General features: G+C 68.2%; 2 protein-coding genes. One reads left to right on the forward strand and one right to left on the reverse strand.

Annotated features, from left to right (window positions below):
• Positions 1 to 69: 69 nt before the first annotated feature.
• Positions 70 to 789, reverse strand: coding sequence for a hypothetical protein (locus AB0O34_RS36395; RefSeq protein ID WP_363923494.1), 720 nt, complete (start codon positions 787 to 789; stop codon positions 70 to 72).
• Between the two features lie 637 nt (positions 790 to 1,426).
• On the opposite strand from AB0O34_RS36395, the gene AB0O34_RS36400 reads away from it, so the two are divergent.
• Positions 1,427 to 1,846 (forward strand): hypothetical protein, encoded by a 420-nt coding sequence (locus AB0O34_RS36400; RefSeq protein WP_363923495.1) that lies wholly within the window; start codon positions 1,427 to 1,429, stop codon positions 1,844 to 1,846.
• Positions 1,847 to 3,480 lie beyond the last annotated feature (1,634 nt).

Raw genomic sequence — 3,480 nt, forward strand, 5'->3', positions numbered from 1 at the left:
GGCCGTGACCCCCACCGGTCACGGCCCGTACGGCCCGAGTAGCTATCTGATCTTCTAGGTGCGGAAGCGTCAGAGGACGGAGATGCTGGGCATCGTCGCGTCGACGAACGGAACCTTCTCGAGGCCGGCGCTCACCGCCTCGTCATCCTTCTGCGGCTCCGTGGCGTTCCCGGTGAGGGAGGCCTTGTCATCCTTCTTCCCGGCCTCGGGCTGGTGAGCGGCATCCGCGGGCGCCACACCGGCGACGTCCCCGAGGCTCGGCGATTCCTGCGGGGGCACCGCAGAAGGCGCCACGGGGTCCGTCTCCGCACCGGGGACGGGTGGGGTCTGGGGATCGTCGACGGGCAGGCCGGGAAGGTCCGGCGTGGAGTCGAGGCCGGGCGCCGGGTCGGCATCGGAGGCAGGGGCGTCCGGTACGTTCGTCCCGATGTGTTGGATGTCGGTGATCAGGTCGCGGCCGGCGCTCTGCTTGATCACGCTTGGCACCTGAAGCTCGGTCAGCGGGTCGCTGACCACGGGCGCGGTGCTCGACGGGTCCTGCGAGGCCGGCGCGTCGCCGACGACCGGGGCGGTGCTCGGCGAGGTCGGCGCGTCGCTGACCACCGGGGCGGTGCTCGGCGTGGTCGGCGCGTCGCTGACGACCGGCGCGGTGTTCGACGATTCCTGCGAGGTCAGCGGGTCGTCACCGCCGGGCACCGCTGCGGCAGCGCTGCCCATCCCCAGCCAGACGCCGCCCGCTGTGATGGCGGCCAGCGCGAGGACGCCCCGAATATTGCTTGAAGTGCGCATGAAAACTCCCCGAATGCGTTTTCGGATGTGAACGAGGACTGAAGGTAGCCCTTGGGGGTTCGCCTTCGGCGGGTCGTTCACCCAATGCTGGTGAGTTCCTTACCGGGAGGAATGCGGGGTGGTGTTAACCGACGTGTCACCAGCCCAGAACGCGGATGATTACGGGGCTGTGAGGAGGCAGAGAGGGGGGGACGAGGTAATCGAGGCGGTCCACCCACCTGGTGGCGAACTCGCGGGCGGAGTCCAGGTCGACGTCGACCGGCTAGGCCGCGGCGGAGAGTTGGGGCGACGTGGCAGGCGCTCGATGTCGCCAGTAATACGGCGCGGGAAGAGGGCGGCATGGGAAGAGGCGTTGCGTCCCCTGCGCCGGGAAGTGGCCGAGATTCGCGTCTGCCCCCGAGGTGCCGTGCCGGGGCAGCTGCTACGACGAATCGGATGCGATATCGGGCAGGGTTCAGCCGGAATGGCGACATCGTCGCACCCCGGCAGCGGTCTGTCCGGAATTGGCCCGCTGTGCCCTGTGGCGATCACCTGCTTGCCATTCCTTGACCTGCTCGCGCCCAGAACCATGATCGACGGCTGGGTAGCGTGACAGCAGTCACAATCAGTGACAGCACTCGGACAGGAGGATACAAGTATGATTCGCCAGCTACTTCTGGTCAGTTCTGCCTGTGCCGCTCTCGCCGTCGCGGCGCCGGTCGCCGCTTCGGCGGACGCGTCCGCTCCGCACCACCCAGTCAAAGTCGCGCAGGCCGACCAGGGCGGCGACTGGGGCCACCCCGGAGGCGGCGGCCCGAGCGGCGGCCCGAGCGGCGGCCACTGGGGCGGCCACTGGGGCGGCGGCGGTTGGGGCCGTCCCTGGGGCGGCGGTTACTGGGGCGGCCGTCCCTGGGGCGGCGGTTACTGGGGCGGCGGTTACTGGGGCGGCTACGTGGGCGGTCCTTACGTGCCCGCCGGTTACCTGCCCGCCGGTTTCCTGCCCAGTGGTTACCTGCCCGGCGGCGTGATCGTCGCCAATGGCATCGGTAGCGGCATCGGCTGCGGCGCCTGCGGCTGATCCAGCACTGGTGAGGCGACGGTCCGGCGACGAATGCCCTAGGGCAGGGCCCGTCGGGTAGCCAAGCCGTGACCAGATGCGCGCGAGGTGATCGCGCCGGGGTCGGCGCGCTCACAGGCAGGCCCGGAGGTTTCGAACCGGTTCCTGAGGTCTCATCTGTCAGCGAAATTTGCTGACAGATGAGACCGCAGGGCGGTGTCACGCCTGCGCCGCACCGTCGCACCGATTGCCTGCGCGCCTCCCATGTCCACGTAGACCGGGACGTCTCACGAGTAGGTAGATCCGGACCTCTTAGAGCTGGTCGTGCAACGCCGCAGGGCCGCCAGCTGCCGACTTTCGGCCGCGAGCCCAGCTAGTGGCCGGTCATGCAGGCCGGCCCGCCGCCTGCCCCGGTCCGCCCGTTGAGGTCCCCTTTGGCGTGGCCACCCCCCCTGACAATGGACTCGTTCCGTCAAGGGGAGAGTGTCGGGTGACACATCTGCCGAAGGGCCGGCAAGGAGTCCGCCGCTCTCGACGACATCGACGACCAACCGCCCCCCCGGCTTCCCCGCCCTGACTGGAACGCCGTCCGGCGTATCGACCCCCGACCCGACAGCAGCCGGGCACTCGAAGGCCCCCTCGTCGGGCCCATGAGGACAAGCTCGAACGCATCGCCGGCAGCTGCCCTGACCACCGCAGCCGCCTGCTCGCGGCCTTCCGGAAGTTCGCCGAAGCCACCTCACCGGCTACGATCCGCAATTTGGCGAGCGCCCCTCCAGTCAGTGCCAGACGGCCGAGTGCTCGGTTCGCGAACGAGCCGATAAGCCCGTGGTTAGACAGCTTTGAACCCCCTCCAGCCGCTCGGCCGCGCTTCCGACGCGCCACCGCCTGGACCTCACTACCGAAGTCTCTGGCGAACGGACCTGACCGAGGGCGCCTCCGAGCCGGCTCTGCCCACCTGCTCAGATCATGATCAATCTCAGCGCCAACGGCCGTACCGCAGGCGCGCGCCCAGGCCGGTACGACCGGACCGTGTTCACCCTCGCCGAGCCGGCGGGCCACTTGCCCGCAAGGGCGTCGCGGCGCATCCTGGAGTCAGTGTCGCCATGGTGGTCACGTTCGAGGCCGGTACCCCCCCGGTCATGCCCGGTTCGCGTAATGTGTCACGGCCGAACGCGGTCGACGGCGGCTCACCATCCGCCCGCGCCAGTTGCGGGAAGCGCGCTCCGGGCCGAGCAGAATGACGAGTGGTCCAAGCAGCGCTGGTATCTGGGGGCCGCAATCTTCGCGGACCGTCGCGAGCAAGACCACGTCCGAAAATCGGGCAAATAATGCTAAAGTGACCATTGGGCCGACTAGTGTCCCAATGGTTGCCGATTACCGGTTATGTTCTCAAATACCACCTCCCTGGACGTGGGCGGGTGTTCTGGAATCCATCTTGTTGACAGGACGGCTACTGGTTTACAGAGGATTGCTCCCTGTCGTCAGGATCTAGCGGGCATCATGAAGGCAGTCACGATGAAAAAGTCGAGGAGCTGACAACCAAATGCCGTCATGGGGCGTGACAGCCGATCCGTCCCCCACCCCTCTGAGTGACCGCATCCGCGAGCATGTCAAGGACAAGGACCCCAGCATCCGCACGCTCGCGTTGCGGT

Origin of the sequence: Sphaerisporangium sp. NPDC088356 (assembly GCF_040685555.1) — a bacterium.
Taxonomy (GTDB): Bacteria; Actinomycetota; Actinomycetes; order Streptosporangiales; family Streptosporangiaceae; genus Sphaerisporangium.